Consider the following 18,030-nt stretch of genomic DNA (forward strand, 5'->3'; position numbering starts at 1 on the left):
AGGGATTACTCGCTGGCTTCTTTAATCATATTGCGGGCAATGATGACTTGCTGAATTTGTGTGGTACCTTCGTACAAACGATATAGACGTACATCACGATAAAAACGTTCAATACCGTAGTCTGCGATATAACCGGCACCGCCATGGATCTGTACCGCTCTATCAGCAACACGGCCACACATCTCAGTGGCAAACATTTTGGCGCATGAGGATTCAGTAACGACGTCTTTGCCTTCGTCACGCAGACGTGCAGCGTCTAGTACCATGGATTTGGCAGCATAGATTTCTGCTTTTGAGTCAGCGAGCATACCTTGGATAAGCTGAAAACTAGCAATTGGTTGACCGAATTGCTTACGCTCGACAGCATAGTTGAGTGCATCATTCAGCATGCGAGTAGCAGCTCCAGTACTGGCTGCTGCGATATGCAAGCGCCCTTTATCAAGAACTTTCATAGCCGTTTTAAAGCCAACCCCCTCAACACCGCCGATGAGTGCATCCACCGGTACAACGCAATTGTCAAAGATCACATCACAGGTATGCGCGCCTTTTTGGCCCATTTTCTTATCAATCTTGCCCAAAGTAATACCAGGTGTGTCACTCTCCACAATAAATGCTGAAATACCGCCAGAGCGTTTGTTTTGTGGATCGGTGCGTGCCATAACAGTGAATACACCAGCCTGCGGGGCGTTGGTGATATAGCGCTTGGTGCCATTGATGATATAAGTATCACCATCCTTAATAGCCGTCGTTTTCAATGAGGCGGCATCTGAGCCTGACTCCGGCTCAGTCAAACAGAATGAACCGATGATTTCACCACTGGCCAACCGAGGTAGATACTTCTGTTTTTGTGCTTCAGTGCCATCAATCACTAGGCCAGATGAGCCAATACCATTATTTGTCCCTATTAATGAGCGAAATGCAGGGGAGGTGCGTCCTAACTCAAATGCCAGCGTGACTTCTTCTTCCATAGTGACCCCAAGTCCGCCGTATTCTTCAGGTATGGTCAATCCAAAAAGCCCTAATTCTCGCATTTGCGCAATGATCTCTTCTGGAAGACGGTCATTTTCGGCAACCCAATGTTCCATAGGGATAAGTTGATCATTAACGAAGTTACGAATGGTTTGAGTGATGTGGTCGAGGGTCTCTTTATCTCTAATCATATGAATCTTCCTTGTTTGATTGATGCCTGATATCAGTATCGGCTCTGTGACTGTAATAAATAATGTGACGTCCTTGGATAAACAGCATAATCGATGAATTATTAAATTACAATAGTTTTGGTTTAAAAAACCGCATTGCGGTATTTATATAATTGAATATAGCTTTTTACTTTACATTTATTCTAATTTATCAAATTTTTATGCTTCACAAACCAAAATAAACAGTATATATTGATATTAAATACCGCATAGCGATATTTAATATTCAAAATAAATACTTTGTTAGGGTGTTTATACTTTATGCAAGAATGATGTTTAAGGAGTCGATCATGGAAGAGCCGCTCATTATTTGTGAGAAAAAAGGAGAGGGCGTGAGTGTCGTTAGACTTAATCGCCCCAAAGTGCGCAATGCACTAAACAGCGAGCTACGTCAACAAATGGCAGATCTGTTCATTCAACTAAATGATGACCCACAAACCAAAGCGATCGTCCTTACTGGTGGTGACAAGGTGTTTGCCGCTGGTGCGGATATCAATGATTTCTTGACTACAAGTACAGTGGATATGTACCTGCGTCATAGTGAGCGCTATTGGGATGCCATTACTAACTGCCAAAAACCCATTATTGCTGCTGTCAATGGTTACGCTTTGGGCGGTGGCTGTGAGCTAGCGATGCATGCTGACATCATCATCGCAGGCAAGTCTGCCAAATTTGGTCAACCCGAAATCAAGATAGGACTCATGCCAGGTGCTGGCGGAACGCAGCGTTTGTTTCGCGCGATTGGCAAACATAAGGCCATGAAGATGGTACTAACGGGCGATATGATCAGCGCTGATGAGGCGGACACAATGGGGCTGGTATCTGAAGTCGTTGAAGACGAGGCTACCATCACACGTGCCATCGAGATTGCTGAGCAGCTATCACATTACTCTCCCATTGCCTTAGCGCAAATCAAGGAAGTCGCAAATCTAGGCGTTGATATGCCTTTAGAAGGTGCATTGGCTCTAGAGCGCAAGGCTTTCCAGATTTTGTTCAATACTCACGACCAAAAAGAAGGTGCTAAAGCCTTCCTAGAAAAGCGTCCTGCAGAGTACAAAGGGCATTAATCCATAGCTGCGTTGATTCATAAGCATGTGAATTCATAGGCACGTTAATTCAGAGCCACATTGTGATCGCTTTTGAAGCAAGTTATCACCTTTGAACCGAAATTTCATAGCAAATCATGTAGAGAGTTATTATGACTGTGAACACAATTGCCATTATAGGCACTGGTATTATGGGCATGGGTATTGCTCAAATTGCTGCTCAAGCTGGTATCCAAGTACTCTTGTATGACGCCAAGTCAGGCGCTGCTGAACAAGGACGACAATCCTTGCAAAGTACCCTAGAAAAACTAACTGCTAAAGGCAAGTTTACCGATGAGCAGCTACAGGATACTTTAAGTAATTTGACGGTACTACAAGAGCTTAGCCAAATTGCGACTGCTGAGATAGTGGTTGAAGCCATTATCGAAAATCTAGACATCAAAAAACAGCTTTTTGCCCAGTTAGAAGGTGTGGTCACCGCCGATACTATTTTGGCGACCAATACCTCTTCCTTATCAGTGACCGCCATTGCTGCTGACTGCGAGCATCCGGAGCGCGTGGCAGGATTTCACTTCTTTAATCCAGTCCCTTTAATGAAAATTGTAGAGGTCATTCCAGGTCTGTCTACTCAGCAATCAGTGATTGACGTTCTCTCCGATTTGGCCAAACGTATGGGTCGCCTAGGTGTGGTAGCAAAAGACACACCGGGTTTTATCGTCAATCATGGCGGTAGAGCGTACGGTACAGAAGCGTTAAAAATATTGGGTGAAGGGGTAACCACGTTTGAGAATATTGACCGAATTTTGCGTGAAGGCGCAGGATTTCGCATGGGGCCGTTTGAGCTGTTAGACCTCACTGGTATCGATGTATCGCACCCCGTGATGGAGTCGATTTACAATCAGTTCTATCACGAAGCGCGTTATCGCCCGCATCCACTGACCCGTCAAATGCTGGTAGGTAAAAAGCTTGGTCGTAAGGTTGGTGAAGGGTTTTATCACTATGAAAACGGTCAAAAGTTGTCAGCAGCTACTGCTCAAGATCAGTCGTCCGAAGCACTCATATCTGATGCCGTTATTACATCGGTTTGGGTTGGCGCTGATCTGGCAGAAGACAAAAATCAGCTGGTCGATTACCTAAAGTCTCAGGGTATCACTATCGATGACAACGACAAGCCAAACCCTGATAGTTTGGTGCTGCTCGCACCCTATGGCGAAGATACGACCAATGCTGCCATTCGTTATCAAGTTGATCCCAAGCAAGCCGTTGCTATTGATATGCTTACTGGACTAGCAAAGTATCGTACTTTGATGCCAAGTCTCATTACGCAGGAGACATTTATCGCACAAGCCTATACGTTATTTGGTAAAAGCTTGGATGACAGTGAAGCAACCACACAGCCTATGGTCGGTGCCACGCTGATTTCCGAAAGCATCGGCTTTGTGGCACAACGTGTGGTCGCTATGGTGATTAATCTCGGTTGTGACATTGCCATGCAAGGGATTGCTTCACCTGAAGACATCGATAATGCCGTCAAGCTTGGGCTAGGTTATCCATATGGTCCTATCTCTTGGGGCGACCATCTTGGGGCCTCGCGTGTATTGCTCATTTTAGAGCGTATCTACGGGCTGACAGGTGACCCACGTTATCGTCCAAGCCCTTGGTTACAACGCCGTGCCAAGCTTGATGTGTCATTGTTTACTCAGCAGACCAAATACTAATATTGACGACACAGCAATATTGCCAAACCATAAAACTATTATTCAGAGTTAAAAATACGACAAGGAAACGTTATGTTAGATGCCTATATTTATGATGGATTAAGAAGTCCTTTTGGTCGCTATGTTGGCGCATTAGCAACCGTACGTGCTGATGATTTGGTTGCTACCGTGATGAAAGCGTTGGTCGAAAAGCACCAACTATCTGCTGATATCTTTGATGAAGTGTTGCTAGGCAGTGCCAACCAAGCAGGTGAAGACTCTCGTAACATCGCGCGTAACGCGGCTTTGTTAGCAGGGTTGGATGTCAATACCCCAGGTCAGACAGTAAACCGTTTATGTGCGTCAGGTCTGTCCACTGTTGTCGATGCTGCTCGCAGTATTACGTGCAATGAAGGGGATATTATTTTAGCAGGTGGGGTCGAGTCGATGACGCGTGCACCGTTTGTATTTGCCAAGACAGAGCAACCTTTTAGCCGTGACTTCAAAGTATTTGATACGACCATTGGTAGCCGTTTCCCCAACCCAAAAATTATTGAGCAGTTCGGCAGTGATACCATGCCGCAGACGGGCGATAATGTCGCGCAGAAGTATGGTATTACGCGCGAGGAAGCCGATAAGTTTGCAGCCGCATCACAAGCCAAGTACCAAGCTGCTAAGCAAGCAGGGTTTTTTAACGATGAAATAACACCTATCACCGTACCCCAAGGTAAGAAATTGCCTGCAAAAGTAGTCATAGAGGATGAGCATCCGCGTGCCAGCTCTAATATTGAAGCACTACAAAAGCTCAAACCGTTAAACAAAGATGGAATCGTCACCGCAGGTAATGCGTCTGGCATCAATGATGGTGCTGCCGCGCTCATCATTGGCTCAAAGCAAGCAGAGGAAAAGCTAGGCTTTAAACCGATTGCCAAGATCTTATCATCAGGTGCAATGGGTGTTGAACCCAATATCATGGGTGTGGGTCCTGTTGAAGCAATTAAGCTAGCACTAAAGCGTGCGGATCTGACCCTCGAGGACATGTCTGTCATTGAGATTAATGAAGCTTTTGCTTCTCAAGTGCTTGGCTGTCTAAAAGGGTTGGACATTGATTTTGATGATAAGCGTGTCAATCCTAATGGTGGCGCCATCGCTGTCGGTCATCCGCTTGGCGCATCAGGTGCAAGAATCGCCTTGAGTACCGCTCGAGAGCTACAGCGTACGAGCGGCAAATATGCCGTGGTCAGCTTGTGTATTGGTATTGGGCAAGGGCTTGCCATGGTGATAGAACGCGTCTAAGACTCAAAAGCAACCTCGCCCCATTACTGACTATGGTTGATTCAGTTTAGAAGAGAAATAAGGCAACCGATCGCAGATGTAATTGTGATACTTCAAGTGAGGTTAACGCTGTCACTCTTTTATAGAGAATTGACTATATCAAGGACAATTTATTATCAAGGAAGATACCATGACAACCATACTCAACGAACACGATAACTACCATCAAGCCGAAGAAGCGTATGGGTTTCCGTTAATTATAAAACAACTACTAAACCGCGCCAAGATTGCTTCCACCAACCAAACCATTAGCTATGCCGACAAAGTCACTTATACCTATGCTGAGTTTTTTAAACGTATTAATCGCTTGGCTAATGTATTAAAAAATATGGGCTTGCAGGCAGGTGATGTGGTCGCGGTCATGGACTGGGACAGTCATCGTTACCTTGAGGCATACTTTGCAGTACCAATGTCGGGCATGATTTTGCAAACCGTTAATGTCCGTCTGTCAGAAGAAAAAGTGCTGTACACCGTCAATCATGCTGCGCCAAAAGCCTTATTGTTGAATGCTGAATTTGCGCCGATGATTAAAGACTATCGTGACGATGCGCCTTCTATTGAGCACGTAATGTGGGCTGATGATGCAGAGGATGATAAAGTAGGTGGTGAGAAAGCTGAGCTGCCAGACTATGTCGATGGCGAATATGAGGCACTATTGGCAGCCGCTAGTGACGAGTTTGACTTCCCAGACTTTGACGAAAACACTATTGCTACGACATTCTATACCAGTGGTACGACAGGCGACCCAAAAGGGGTTTTCTTTACTCATCGACAGATTGTACTACAGACGATGGCAAGTACCTTGGCGTCAGCCCTCAATGCCGAAGGTCAAGGCGCGCGCTACAACGATGTCTATATGCCGATGACGCCTTTGTTTCATGTACATGCGTGGTGCTGGCCGTATGGCGCAACCATGATAGGGCTCAAGCAAGTATATCCCGGGAGATATCTGGCACCAAAATTGGTCGATTTGATTGAGCAGCACAAAGTCACATTGTCACATGGTGTCCCAGCAATATTGCAGATGCTTCTCAAAGAAATGGCAGAGCGTGGCCGCAAATTCGAGAATCTCAAACTACTACTAGGTGGCTCAAAGCTAAACGAAGGCTTAGCCAAAGCAGCTATCGAGTGCGGTATCGAATTTATGTCAGGCTTTGGTATGTCAGAGTCTTGCCCTGTACTGTCTCGAGCAGTATTCGATGACAAAACAGAGTCAATGACGCTAGAGGATAACCTTAACTATCGTTGCCTATCAGGTTCACCCATTATGCTAGTTTCGATGGAAATTTGGGATGAAAATGGTAAACCACAACCCATGGATGGCAAATCGACAGGCGAGCTTGTGATACGCGCGCCTTGGCTAACGCAAAGTTATTTTAAAAATCCTGACGCAGGTAATGAGTTATGGAAAGGCGGCTGGATGCATACTCAAGATATCGCCTGCATGACTGCTGATGGCACGCTAAGCATCACAGACAGGCTCAAAGATGTCATTAAATCTGGCGGCGAATGGGTATCCTCGCTTGAGGTCGAAACCATTTTGTCCTTTCATCCGAGTGTGGCTGATATCGCGGTGATTGGTGTGCCAGATGAGCGATGGGGCGAGCGTCCCTTGGCATTGATCGTGCTAAAACCAGACCATGTTGACACAAAAATGGAAGATATTTTGGCATTGGGTCATCAAGCAGTAGAGAGAGGTCATCTGCCAAAATATGGTGTGCCAAGTGAAGTGAGGTTTTTGCCAGATATGCCAAAAACCAGCGTCGGTAAACTCGATAAAAAACGCATGCGTTCGATGTACTCAGAAAACCTCATCTAGTCAAACAATCCGGTCACCATCAAATCGACTTTGACAAAAGTGAAAGCTTGCATAAACCCTAGTGTTTGACTAAATGCTAGGGATGGGAGAGGTGTGTGAGTCACGAGCACCCTGAGTCACACTCATCATCTCTATAACAAAACCTGTCTAATAAAAAGAGAAAAACTATGGAAGCTGCGCCTACGTTCCCAGAAATACAAGAGATTGTCGCAAGCGATGCCGATCACCCATTGCATGACTTTACAGTTATCTACCCTCAGCAAGTGGAATGGGGTGATATGGACTCCTTTGGTCACGTCAATAATGTGGTTTATTACGAATATGCTCAAAATGCTCGTATCTACTACAACAGGCGGCTTGGTTTATTTAACGAACAGACGTCTTCGGTGATGGCAGCCTCGTCATGTCGATACCTCAAATCGGTTGCTTATCCTGATGAGTTATGGATTGGCGTCAAGGTCAAAAAAATCGGTAATTCAAGTCTGATTCATGAATATACCTATTACAGTACGGTGCAGAAAACAGTCGTTGCAATCGGTGAGTCGGTGTTGGTATATCTCGATAAATTGAGTGGGCAGAAAAAGCCTATCGATGAGTCGCAAAAAGACGCGATTGCTGCTTTGGAGAATATCAAACATCAGCCTAAAACATAATATATCGGTCAAATTCTGATTGGGGTTTTTAATTAGAAAGTACTTATTAAGTAGAAGTTAATTTTCATGTAAAAGAATTATTTATTTTTATGGATTAAAGAAAACGTAGTAGCAATTGGGATTGATAAGGATATCAACATAAAACAGGGAATAGATGAATGATGCTTTATATAAAAAGGCTATCTGTAGGTTTTGCTACGGTTGTAACATGCGTATCTGCACAAGCAATCGATCTTGTGACAACAGATGACACGACTTTGAGTATCGGTGGTTACATCAAAGCAGAAGGTGCTTTTAACTCTCCTGATGAAGGCGAGTCGGAATTTAAGGGTAATTTACGCCAGTCTCGTATCAATGTTAAGACGACCAAGTCGGTAGATGATAAAAAACTCACGGGGTTTATCGAAGGTGATTTTTATGGCGATTACGCCAAGGGCGGCTCAAATCTGCGCTTACGCCATGCCTATGTTCAGGTTGATGATTTGACAGTGGGTAAGACTTGGAACGGTCAATTTTTAGCCGTTGCGCCACTCTCTACCGAGCAGCTTGATTTTTGGGGAACAGGTATCGGCACAGCCTCCGGTGGCGGCTCATACATTCGTCCAGATTTGACGGTGCATTACACTTACAAGGGGCTGCGTTTTACCGCTCAAGACCCTGTGTATGACGATGCCAGCCTGCCTGACATGGTGGTCAGTTACAAAGATAAGATAGCCAGTCTCGACTATAATGTCGCTGTCACGGCGCGTGAGGCTGAGAACGGAGAGGACTCGGATGTAGGCGTCGGCGTGTCTTTAGCTGGTAAGCTGTCGTTGGGTCAAGACTCGCTCCATGCGAGTGTCTATAACGGTAAAGGGATGGGTGCTTATTCTGCCATATGTGTGGGCGAGCCGCTTATTATGAATGGCGGTGCCGATTGTGACGCTGAAGATGGCAAACTGATCTCTCAGACAGGTTATAGTGTTGGTTATAAGCATCAGTTCTCTCAAAAACTGCGTGGCAACTTGCGTTATGGTGAGGTCAATGTCGATGACGCGGCAAATACCTCTGCCAATGTCAAAAGCGCCAATCTTATCTATGAGTATCTGCCAGATTTGGATTTGGGAATTGAGTGGAGAAATCAGGACGTAACGACATTCCCATGGATGCCAGCAGGTCAGCAAATTGAAATAATGGCAAAATATGATTTTTGAGTTGAAGTGTTGAGAGGAGTAAGCGATACGATGGCGCATCTTCATAGTTATAGTGGGGAAGTATTATCTTGATTAATGATTTTTTACCAATACTTATCATGTTATTCAGGTATTAGAATATATGCTAGGAATTCTCTTATAAATATAACTGACGTTGCAATTGTCGGGGTCGAAACGCCAGTTATATTAGCTTATGAAAAGATAGTATGCTATGTGTTTGCTACGGTAACAGTAATACACTTTTAAAGACAGTCTTACTTTTACGCTGCTGAAGCATCTAATCTTGTTGGTTGCAGTTTGCTTTCTTTGCTATCGACCGCTGCGCTCAGATTTACTAAGAAGATAGCGATGGCTGCGATAATACCTGGTATAGCGATAAATAAGAAGTTCATCTGATGGGTCAGCTCTAAGGTGAGAAGCGCACCAGTTAGGATTGGACCTACGATAGCACCAATACGTCCAATCCCTGACGCCCAACCCATAGCAGTCGTACGTACAGCGGTAGGATAATATTGAGCCACAAAAGTATAGAGCAGAATTTGTGAGCCGATGGTTGTAGCACCTGCAATCGCAATGAGCGTATATAGTACAATCTGAGGACTGTTGTAGCCAAGCAAAATTAATGCTATTGCCCCAGCGACAAACATAATAGTTAGTACAGGTTTTAAATGGAATTTATCAGCTAGGACACCACCGCCAATAGCCCCAATCATCCCACCAATATTAAGTGCAAATAGAAATAACATACTAGCACCTAATGAGTAACCGGCTTGAATCATTAGCTTTGGTAACCAGCTTGCTAAAGCGTAAACCATCAGCAAACACATAAAGAATGCTACCCAAAACATAATAGTAGTGAATCCACGTCTGTTCAGAAATAACGCTTTAATTGGTGCATCATCACCTTTGGTGGGTTCGTCTAGTACTAACGTAGTAGAGGGTGTAACTTTTTCTTGAGGAGCCAATTTTTGAACGATATTTTTAGCTTCGTCTTCTCGCTTTTCTTTGACCAAATACATCAAGGATTCAGGTAGCATCTTCCAGATAATTGGCAATAGTAAAGTAGGGATGCCCGCAATATAAAACATAATTTCCCAGCCAAAATCTAGCACCAAAAAAGATCCTAATAATGCTGACGTCATACCACCAATTGCATAACCGCTGAACATAATAGCGACTAAAGTACTACGCATACGTTTCGGTGCGTATTCAGATGTTAGTGCCACGCAGATTGGCATCACGCCGCCAATACCTAGACCTGCAATGAAGCGCAAAGCCGCAAACTGCATAGGCCCGCTAGCGAAAGCACCAAAAAAAGTAAAGCTACTGAATAGAGCGACACAAATCATAATTGTTTTTTTACGACCGATTTTGTCAGATAAAGTGCCAAAAATCATGGCACCAAACATCATGCCGAATAGTGCTGCGCTAGCAAGAAAACCTGCTTGTACCGAAGTCAATGACCACTCCTCCATAAGTAATGGCAGGGCCACGCCGTAAATAATGAGGTCGTAGCCGTCAAAGATAATAATCAGTAAGCACCAAAACAGGACTTTCCAATGAAAAGGTGAAAATTTGGCTTCATCAATAACTTTATTGATGTTTAAGGTTTGAGATTCCATTCATATTCTCCGTTGATGATATCCTTATACGTGCTTTACAAGTTAGGGTTTTACAGGTGCTAAGTCAAAAACCATCTAAGTATAAATTTATACCTAAAAGGTATGGTTTTTACTTTGGTAGAATAGAAGAAGCGAGACCTTTCTCTAGAATACATTGTAAGGATTTATACGCCGATGACTCCGGCAATATTACTATTGTTCAAGAAAATAATGCCTTTACTGATCATAGATAGTCTTTTTGAAAACACTAATAAAAAAGTAGCTCATATATCTTTTAGATATATGAGCTACTTAGGTTTCTATGAAAGCGTTATTTGTTCATGGCTAAATAGTCTATGGCTAATTGACTCAACGCTTTAGTACCCACTTTAAATGAGGCTTCGTCTGCGTAAAAGTAGGGAGAGTGATTGTACGGTGCCTTACTAGTGTCTTGACCAGCAGGTGTACCGCCTAAGAAAATAAATAATCCCGGTACTTCTTGGGAATAAAACGAGAAATCTTCAGATGCTGTTAGTTTAGGGACGTCAAATACGTTGTCCGCACCCGCTACGCTTTTAAGAGTGGGTAGCATCTGCGCAGTAAGCGCTGGATTATTGATCGTAACAGGATAACCTTTGATGATTTTGACATCTGCTTCTGCGCCTGACGCCATCGCTATATGAGTGGCAGTCGTTTTTATGTTATTAAAAATTTGATCGCGATTATCCATATCAAAGTTACGAATAGTACCAATCATATTGACACTATCTGGAATAATATTGTCGCGTATTCCACCACTTATTTTGCCAAATGAGATGATGGCAGGCTCTTTAGTAATGTCCACTTGACGACTGACTATATGATTAATTCCTGTAACGATTTGCGAGGCAGCGGCAATAGGGTCCACCCCATTCCAAGGAGCTGAACCGTGAGTCTGCTTGCCTTTTACGGTGATATCAAAGGTGTCCGCACTAGCCATGATAGGGCCGCTTCGGTAGCCAATTTGACCAGTGTTTAAACTAGACATAATATGAAGTCCAAATGCAACGTCTGGTTTATATTTTTTAAATATGCCTTGCTTCAACATCAGATTGGCGCCACCTTCTTCACCTGTAGGGGGGCCTTCTTCTGCCGGTTGAAACACGAACATAATATTACCGTGCAATTCGTTTTGTACGCCAGCCAGTACTTCAGCCGTTCCCATTAGCATAGCAACATGAGTATCGTGTCCGCAGGCATGCATGACCCCAACGTCTTCACCCATATACTTAGTCACAATGGTTGATTTAAAAGGCACATCTGCTTTTTCAGTGACTGGCAATGCATCCATGTCTGCCCGTAGCATGACTGTGGGGCCGGGTTTGGCACCTTTTAAGTAACCCACAACCCCCGTGTGCGCGATGTCAGTTTCAACCTGCATACCGAGTGACTTTAAATGCTTAGCAACGATAGCGGCAGTACGGGTTTCTCTGTTGCTCAGTTCAGGATGTTGATGAATGTCCCGACGCCATTCAATCACCTTATTTTCAACGCTTTTTACCTGTTCATCGATGTTAATATCGGCATGAGCACTAAATGCGCTACAGGCCGCAATACTAACAACCAATGATAATAATGACTTTTTCATGTTGCTTCCTTGTCTGAAATTACTTCCGTGTGGTGACTTTTTTTCATAATAGCGCTTAACTGCTCAATAAATTTGGCGTGATTAGTAGGTTAAATACTGTCGCACAAGCTGATTGAATACCTCAGGCTGCTCAATGTTTGAGATATGCGAGGCATCGATAGTGACGAGCTTAGCGTTAGGTATATGATCGACCATATATTGGCCATCGGTAACGGTCGTTACCGGGTCTTCAACGCCTGCTAACACTGTAATTGGTACACGAATATCTTTTAACTGCTTGCGAGTATCAGCGATAGATAACGCCTCGCAGCAGCTTGCGTAGCCCTCGGCACTGCCAGCCGCAAGAGCGCTAGACAATGCCGTGACTACACCTGGGTAATGATCGATAAAATCTGCTGTGAACCAACGCGGAGCAGCTGTTGCCGCGATAGGATCTAGACCTTGCTCTCGTACCAATTGTGCCCGCTCTGTCCATGCGGCCTCATTGCCAATCTTCGCGGCGGTATTGCATAGCATTAAATGATCAAAGCGCTCAGGATGATGAATAGCTAACCATTGACCAGTCATACCACCCATAGAAATGCCACAAAAAAATGCTTTATCTATGTTCAGATAATCAAGCAAATCAATGACGTCTTGTCCAAGCTGATCGAAACTATAAGGACCTCTTGGTGCAGAAGAATTACCATGGCCACGAGTGTCATAGCAGATGATAAAATAATCGTTTTGCAAAGCATCGATTTGTGGCTGCCACATATGATAGCTGGTACCTAAAGAGTTAGAGAATATCAGAGCAGGGTTACTGCTATCACCAAAAGTGGCATAGTTTAGCGTTATATCTTTATTGTCAAATTCAGGCATGATGAACGTCCTTGTTTGTGATTGTCATGTGAGTAAGGTATTGGTTTTTGCCTATCAATGAGTGCATCTATTTTTTGAGCTATCTATATATTCTCAACACGCTTAACTCTCAACACGCTCAATAATCATCGCGATACCTTGTCCAACTCCGATACACATTGAGCAGATAGCATAACGCTTACCTGTTTTTTCCAGTTGATTAAGGGCGGTTAAGATCAAACGTGCACCTGAGGCGCCGAGTGGATGACCAAGGGCAATCGCACCGCCGTTAGGATTGACGCGCTCGCTATCATCAGCTAACCCTAAGTCACGTGTGCAAGCTAGAGCTTGTGCAGCAAAGGCTTCGTTTAATTCAATGACATCCATCTCATCGAGAGACAGTCCGGTTTGCTTAAGCAGCTTTTTCATTGCGGGTGCTGGGGCGAAACCCATAATACGTGGCTCAACGCCTACCGTAGTTGAGGCCACAATACGTGCCCGTGGCTTTAGATTAAATTCTCTAACCGCTTGCTCTGACGCTACTAGGAAGGCTGCTGCACCATCATTAATTCCAGAGGCATTACCAGCAGTCACCGTACCATCTGCGGTGACGATAGGACGCAGTTTAGTCAACTTCTCAAGGGTGGTGTCAGCACGAGGATGCTCATCAGTATCGACGGTGACAGGCTCGCCTTTACGCTGCGGAATGACGACAGGGGTCATCTCATCTTTAAAAAATCCTGACTTTTGCGCCGCTGCGGTACGTTGTTGGCTACGTAGCGCAAATGCATCTTGGTCAGCTCGATTGACATTGAATTGCTCTGCGACATTTTCAGCGGTTTGCGGCATAGTCTCTGTGCCATATAGCTCATCAAGCTTTGGATTGATAAAGCGCCAGCCCATAGTAGTATCTTCCAGCTTTTGACTACGACCAAATGCCTGACCTGATTTGCCCATCACAAATGGCGCACGGCTCATGCTCTCAACACCACCTGCGATAATTAAATTGGCTTCACCAGCTTTAATCGCACGCGCCGCTATCGCTAACGCATCCATCGACGAGCCGCACAAGCGGTTAACAGTTGTCGCAGGCACTTGATAAGGTAGGCCGGCTAGCAATGACGACATACGTCCGACGTTGCGATTGTCTTCGCCGCTTTGGTTGGCACAGCCATAGATGACGTCATCTACTTGTACCCAGTCGACATTAGCATTACGTTCTATTAACGCCTTGATAGGGATAGCGCCTAGGTCGTCTGCACGTACGGGTGCTAGACCGCCGCCGTAGCGTCCAAAAGGGGTGCGAATGGCGTCAATGATATAAGCGTTTGTTAAGTTATCCATTGTAGATATTATCCTTTTTATTATTTTACTGTAGTAGCGTCAGTCAGTGTGGCACCCGTCAAGGCCTGTAAGTCTTCGAAGCTAATGCCATCGACCATTTCGGTGACTACTAAGCCTTTATCGGTGACATTAAGGACACATAAATCAGTATAAATGCGATCAACGCAGTTTTTGCCAGTCACAGGATAAGTAAGCTCGCTGACGATTTTAGGGTCGCCCGTCTTGGTGGTATGATTGGTCATGACAAAGACTTTTTTGGCACCGACGGCTAAGTCCATTGCGCCGCCAACGGCAGGTATTGCATCCTCTGCACCGGTACTCCAGTTGGCTAAGTCGCCATTGGCTGCCACTTGAAACGCGCCCAATACGCAAATGTCGATATGACCACCACGCATCATCGCAAAAGAGTCGCCATGATGAAAGAAGCTGCCGCCATCGAGCATGGTGACGTATTCTTTGCCGGCATTAATCAGCTCGGGATCCTCTTCACCTTTAGCAGGTGGTGGTCCAAAAGCTAGTAAGCCATTTTCTGAATGTAAAAATACATCTTTATCATCCGGTAGGTATTGGGCAATTTTGGTCGGTAGTCCGATGCCTAAATTGACATAAGCACCATCTGGAATATCTTGTGCAGCGCGCTCGGCAATTTGATCGCGGGTCAAAACGGTGTAGGAAGTATGGCTCATGATGACGATCCTTATAATTGGCAGTATTAAGCGGTGGCTGTCGTTGCTGTGCTAGCATATTCATCACTAGCAGGTTCAGTACTAGTAGGCTGGATTTGCACCACATGCTGCACAAAGATACCCGGTGTAATAACATACTCAGGATCAAGTTCACCAAGATCCACCGTTTCAGAGACTTGGGCGATAGTTACTTCAGCTGCCATTGCCATGATTGGACCAAAGTTGCGTGCAGACTTGCGGTACACCAAGTTACCCCAGCGATCGCCTCTAGAAGCTTTAATTAAGGCAAAATCAGCCTTTATCGGATATTCAAGAACATAGTCTTTACCATCGATATGACGAGTCTCTTTACCTTCTGCGAGTAAAGTGCCAAAGCCTGTGGGCGTATATACCGCACCGAGTCCCATACCTGCTGCTTGAATACGGCAAGCCAGATTACCCTGTGGTACGAGCTCCAGCTCAATCTTGCCAGCATGATAAAGCTCATCAAATACCCAAGAGTCCGATTGACGCGGGAAAGAGCAAATGATTTTACGCACAGCACCTGTTTTTAAGAGCTTGGCAAGGCCATGGTCGCCGTTACCGGCATTATTATTAATGATGACCAAATCCTTTACGCCCAAATTAATAAGCCCATCAATCAGTTCAGCAGGTTGACCCGCTGTGCCAAAGCCACCAATCATGATGGTGGCGCCATCTTTGATTTGACTAAGTACGTCAGTTATATTTTTATCAGCTTTATTAATCATGTTTATATCCTATAAAAAGTCATATGAGGTAGTGTCTTTAAAATTAATAAGTGGTACATGGGTTAGACTCATTGCTCTGACACTACTTAATTTTTTTCGTAAGAGACTTGCTCTTAATTGGCTTCATTATTAGAGGTCGTTAATGAGATAGATGATGTTGGTAGTAAGCGTTTTTTGGTCAGAATATAGTGAGCAATCATGCCGATAAGAATGCCCCAAAACACAGAGCTTAATCCCAAAAAGCTCATACCCGATGCTGTCGCCAAAAAGGTAATTAACGCTGCATCTCTTTGCTCATCATTTTTCATAGCAATGGTGATATTGGCAGAAATGGCACCGATTAATGCAAGACCGGCCAGTGCCGCGACAAGCTCTTTTGGAAGCAAGCTAAATACCATCACGATACTGCCAGCAAATAAACCGCCAAATAAATAGAAGATGCCATTAGCAACACCTGCGATATAGCGCTTTTCCTTAAGTTCATGCGCATCTTTACCAGTGCAAAGCGCGGCTGTGATCGCGGCAAGTACGATAGTAATACCGCCGACACATGCAACTGCTAAAGAGGCGAGGCTTGTAATACTGACGATAGGTTTGGCTGGTGTGTCGTAACCATTAAGATTAAGAATCGCCATGCCGGGTAAGAATTGACCAGTTAAGCTCACAAGGATGAGTGGTATAGCGAGGTTAAACGTTGAGTTCCACGACCATTCAGGTGCAATAAAAGTAGGTATGGTAACGGCTAAATCGAAATGGACAGGGTTCATTTTGCCAAGTAAGACGCTTAAGATAACACCGCATATCAACACCCAGATCATCGTATAGCGCGGCGAAAAGCGTTTGGCTAATAAATAGCAACCGAGCATGCTAAAGACGATAAATGGCATGCTATCAGTGGCTTTAAATAATTCTAAGCCGAACTGAAATAGAATCCCTGCCATCATGCCAGCGGCAATACCGTTAGGAATCCATTTTAATATTTTGTCGAAGCAACCTGTCGCTCCAACAATAAATATGACAATCGCCGAGATGATATAACCGGCAATAGCTTCATTAATACTCATCTGTGGAAATAGGGTGACTAGTAAAGCGGTACCAGGGGCGGACCATGCTGTAATAACCGGTGTTTTATATTTAATAGATAAATAAATACCAGGAATGGCAGCACCGATGGAGACACCCCAAATCCAAGATGCCATCATGGCATCTGAGACTTGTGCAGCTTGTGCGGCCTGAAAAAAAATAATCAAAGGACCCGCATAAGAAATAAGAACCGCTAAGAACCCTGCAACCGATGCGGAGAGCGACCAGTCGTTTTTTAAGGTTTGGATTACAGAGGCCATATTGCTTCCTTGCAAATTAGCATTCGTTACGGGGTTGCAAATTAAGATGCATGCTACTAATTGGCAGATTTATTATTAGCCTTCGTCGCCACCGCCCACAGGAATGGTACTACCAGTAATATAAGAAGACTCATCGGATGCTAAAAACAAGATGGCATTGACTTGCTCATCAATCGTGCCGTAGCGTTTCATAAAGGTGCGATCAATGGTCTGATCAACCACCGCATTCATCCATGATTTTTCATCATCAGTTAATGGTTTGGCGTTACGTGGAATCTTTCTGGGTGGCGCTTCAGTACCGCCAGTTGCCACAGCATTCACACGGATACCATCGTTTGCATACTCAAAAGCGAGCGATGCGGTCATGGCGTTCACGCCGCCTTTCGCTGTCGAATAGGGTATGCGGTTGATACCGCGAGTAGCGATAGAGGACACATTAACAATAGTGCCTGATTGCTGTTTGACCATGGTTGGTAAAACAGCATGACAACACCATAATGTTGGAAATAATGAGCGGCTGATTTCTTTTTGGATTTCTGCTTCAGAGAAGCTGGTAAAAGGTTTCATCCATATTGCGCCGCCGACATTGTTGACCAATATGTCGATACGCCCATAGCTATCAAGTGCCTTATCAATAGCCTCTTTAGCACCTTGATGGGTTTCAAGGTCAGCTTGAATGGTAATTGCCTCTCCACCATCAGCGATAATTTCAGCCAGCACCTCTTCTACTAATGGAGAAAAGTCTGCCATGACGATTTTTCCGCCCTCACTTGCTAAGCGTAATGCGACTCCGCGCCCGATGCCTTGGGCGGCACCAGTAACGATACATACTTTATTATCAAATCTTTTACTCATGACAGTCTCCTAAAAATCTTGCTCATGCTTTGCTAGTAGAGTA

General features: G+C 44.6%; 15 protein-coding genes. 6 read left to right on the forward strand and 9 right to left on the reverse strand.

Going from position 1 to position 18,030, the window contains the following annotated elements; translation table 11 throughout:
- Nucleotides 1-5: 5 nt before the first annotated feature.
- Complete coding sequence (locus JMY00_RS07310; protein ID WP_201579656.1) at nt 6-1,160, reverse strand: acyl-CoA dehydrogenase family protein; 1,155 nt, start codon at nt 1,158-1,160, stop codon at nt 6-8.
- 329 nt (nt 1,161-1,489) lie between these two features.
- Between JMY00_RS07310 and JMY00_RS07315 the strand changes: the two genes are divergently transcribed.
- The 6 genes from JMY00_RS07315 (at nt 1,490) to JMY00_RS07340 (ending at nt 8,942) form a co-directional block, all read left to right on the forward strand.
- Entirely contained in the window at nt 1,490-2,266 is a 777-nt protein-coding gene (locus JMY00_RS07315; protein WP_201579657.1) for an enoyl-CoA hydratase, read from the forward strand.
- A 131-nt stretch (nt 2,267-2,397) separates the two neighbouring features.
- Nucleotides 2,398-3,963, forward strand: a complete 1,566-nt coding sequence (locus JMY00_RS07320) for a 3-hydroxyacyl-CoA dehydrogenase (protein WP_201579658.1) — start codon at nt 2,398-2,400, stop codon at nt 3,961-3,963.
- 72 nt (nt 3,964-4,035) lie between these two features.
- The gene (locus JMY00_RS07325) at nt 4,036-5,238 is read left to right on the forward strand and encodes a 3-oxoadipyl-CoA thiolase (protein ID WP_201579659.1); all 1,203 of its coding nucleotides are present in this window, start codon (nt 4,036-4,038) and stop codon (nt 5,236-5,238) included.
- A 169-nt stretch (nt 5,239-5,407) separates the two neighbouring features.
- The gene (locus tag JMY00_RS07330; RefSeq protein ID WP_201579660.1) at nt 5,408-7,096 is read left to right on the forward strand and encodes a fatty acid--CoA ligase; all 1,689 of its coding nucleotides are present in this window, start codon (nt 5,408-5,410) and stop codon (nt 7,094-7,096) included.
- Nucleotides 7,097-7,263: 167 nt separating this feature from the next.
- Entirely contained in the window at nt 7,264-7,749 is a 486-nt protein-coding gene (locus JMY00_RS07335; protein WP_201579661.1) for a thioesterase family protein, read from the forward strand.
- A 158-nt stretch (nt 7,750-7,907) separates the two neighbouring features.
- Nucleotides 7,908-8,942 carry a hypothetical protein gene (locus JMY00_RS07340; protein WP_240990689.1) on the forward strand — a complete coding sequence of 345 codons (1,035 nt, stop codon included), beginning with the start codon at nt 7,908-7,910 and terminating at the stop codon, nt 8,940-8,942.
- A 260-nt stretch (nt 8,943-9,202) separates the two neighbouring features.
- On the opposite strand, the gene JMY00_RS07345 is transcribed toward JMY00_RS07340, so the two are convergent.
- The 8 genes from JMY00_RS07345 to JMY00_RS07380 form a co-directional block, all read right to left on the reverse strand.
- Entirely contained in the window at nt 9,203-10,564 is a 1,362-nt protein-coding gene (locus JMY00_RS07345; RefSeq protein ID WP_201579662.1) for an MFS transporter, read from the reverse strand.
- 310 nt (nt 10,565-10,874) lie between these two features.
- Nucleotides 10,875-12,170 (reverse strand): M20 family metallopeptidase, encoded by a 1,296-nt coding sequence (locus tag JMY00_RS07350; RefSeq protein ID WP_179799441.1) that lies wholly within the window; start codon nt 12,168-12,170, stop codon nt 10,875-10,877.
- Nucleotides 12,171-12,251: 81 nt separating this feature from the next.
- On the reverse strand, nt 12,252-13,031 hold the full coding sequence (gene pcaD, locus JMY00_RS07355; protein WP_201579663.1) for a 3-oxoadipate enol-lactonase: 780 nt from the start codon (nt 13,029-13,031) through the stop codon (nt 12,252-12,254).
- Nucleotides 13,032-13,133: 102 nt separating this feature from the next.
- Nucleotides 13,134-14,354 carry a 3-oxoadipyl-CoA thiolase gene (gene pcaF, locus JMY00_RS07360; RefSeq protein WP_201579664.1) on the reverse strand — a complete coding sequence of 407 codons (1,221 nt, stop codon included), beginning with the start codon at nt 14,352-14,354 and terminating at the stop codon, nt 13,134-13,136.
- A gap of 20 nt (nt 14,355-14,374) precedes the next feature.
- Complete coding sequence (locus JMY00_RS07365) at nt 14,375-15,040, reverse strand: 3-oxoacid CoA-transferase subunit B (protein WP_201579665.1); 666 nt, start codon at nt 15,038-15,040, stop codon at nt 14,375-14,377.
- Between the two features lie 26 nt (nt 15,041-15,066).
- A complete protein-coding gene (locus JMY00_RS07370; RefSeq protein WP_201579666.1) occupies nt 15,067-15,789 on the reverse strand; it encodes a 3-oxoacid CoA-transferase subunit A in 723 nt (240 codons plus the stop codon).
- A 113-nt stretch (nt 15,790-15,902) separates the two neighbouring features.
- Nucleotides 15,903-17,132: a benzoate/H(+) symporter BenE gene (benE, locus tag JMY00_RS07375; RefSeq protein ID WP_201579667.1), complete on the reverse strand. Its 1,230-nt coding sequence runs from the start codon at nt 17,130-17,132 to the stop codon at nt 15,903-15,905.
- A gap of 75 nt (nt 17,133-17,207) precedes the next feature.
- Nucleotides 17,208-17,987 carry a 1,6-dihydroxycyclohexa-2,4-diene-1-carboxylate dehydrogenase gene (locus JMY00_RS07380; RefSeq protein WP_144296328.1) on the reverse strand — a complete coding sequence of 260 codons (780 nt, stop codon included), beginning with the start codon at nt 17,985-17,987 and terminating at the stop codon, nt 17,208-17,210.
- Nucleotides 17,988-18,030 lie beyond the last annotated feature (43 nt).

The organism is Psychrobacter sp. Pi2-52 (genome assembly GCF_904846705.1).
Lineage (GTDB): Bacteria > Pseudomonadota > Gammaproteobacteria > Pseudomonadales > Moraxellaceae > Psychrobacter.

What these genes read in the sequence shown, in the direction of transcription:
- JMY00_RS07325 (WP_201579659.1), top strand. Translation starts at nt 4,036, where the DNA reads ATGTTAGATGCCTATATTTATGATGGATTAAGAAGTCCTTTTGGTCGC.
- JMY00_RS07340 (WP_240990689.1), top strand. Translation starts at nt 7,908, where the DNA reads ATGATGCTTTATATAAAAAGGCTATCTGTAGGTTTTGCTACGGTTGTA.
- JMY00_RS07380 (WP_144296328.1), bottom strand. Translation starts at nt 17,987, where the DNA reads ATGAGTAAAAGATTTGATAATAAAGTATGTATCGTTACTGGTGCCGCC.
- JMY00_RS07365 (WP_201579665.1), bottom strand. Translation starts at nt 15,040, where the DNA reads ATGAGCCATACTTCCTACACCGTTTTGACCCGCGATCAAATTGCCGAG.
- JMY00_RS07345 (WP_201579662.1), bottom strand. Translation starts at nt 10,564, where the DNA reads ATGGAATCTCAAACCTTAAACATCAATAAAGTTATTGATGAAGCCAAA.
- JMY00_RS07315 (WP_201579657.1), top strand. Translation starts at nt 1,490, where the DNA reads ATGGAAGAGCCGCTCATTATTTGTGAGAAAAAAGGAGAGGGCGTGAGT.
- benE (WP_201579667.1), bottom strand. Translation starts at nt 17,132, where the DNA reads ATGGCCTCTGTAATCCAAACCTTAAAAAACGACTGGTCGCTCTCCGCA.
- pcaD (WP_201579663.1), bottom strand. Translation starts at nt 13,031, where the DNA reads ATGCCTGAATTTGACAATAAAGATATAACGCTAAACTATGCCACTTTT.
- JMY00_RS07320 (WP_201579658.1), top strand. Translation starts at nt 2,398, where the DNA reads ATGACTGTGAACACAATTGCCATTATAGGCACTGGTATTATGGGCATG.
- JMY00_RS07310 (WP_201579656.1), bottom strand. Translation starts at nt 1,160, where the DNA reads ATGATTAGAGATAAAGAGACCCTCGACCACATCACTCAAACCATTCGT.
- JMY00_RS07370 (WP_201579666.1), bottom strand. Translation starts at nt 15,789, where the DNA reads ATGATTAATAAAGCTGATAAAAATATAACTGACGTACTTAGTCAAATC.
- JMY00_RS07335 (WP_201579661.1), top strand. Translation starts at nt 7,264, where the DNA reads ATGGAAGCTGCGCCTACGTTCCCAGAAATACAAGAGATTGTCGCAAGC.
- JMY00_RS07350 (WP_179799441.1), bottom strand. Translation starts at nt 12,170, where the DNA reads ATGAAAAAGTCATTATTATCATTGGTTGTTAGTATTGCGGCCTGTAGC.
- JMY00_RS07330 (WP_201579660.1), top strand. Translation starts at nt 5,408, where the DNA reads ATGACAACCATACTCAACGAACACGATAACTACCATCAAGCCGAAGAA.
- pcaF (WP_201579664.1), bottom strand. Translation starts at nt 14,354, where the DNA reads ATGGATAACTTAACAAACGCTTATATCATTGACGCCATTCGCACCCCT.